1 protein-coding gene is annotated in these 218 nt (G+C 44.0%); it reads right to left on the reverse strand.

Annotated features, from left to right (window positions below; genetic code table 11):
* Positions 1-218 (reverse strand): 2-oxoadipate dioxygenase/decarboxylase family protein (locus tag A3712_RS16775; protein WP_157618796.1); only part of this gene is annotated, 218 nt, incomplete at both ends.

A 218-nucleotide genomic window follows, 5' to 3' on the forward strand; every position in this document is an offset into this window, starting at 1 on the left:
AACTCATAGAAGCCACCAGGAATCATCTCATTGCCTTCAACGAATGCCACTGGCACTTTATCTGCCATGGTTGATGATTGCTCTAACAGCACCTCTGGAGAGCCTTTCACTTCACCACCAGATGCATTAATCGTAAAGCCAGCATCACTCAGATAATCATTCACAGCTTGTACTTCATCGAACTTGTTCAGTTGATTGACACTAACCGTGAAGTGGTT

This window comes from Vibrio sp. HI00D65, assembly GCF_001635455.1.
Taxonomy (GTDB): Bacteria; Pseudomonadota; Gammaproteobacteria; order Enterobacterales; family Vibrionaceae; genus Vibrio.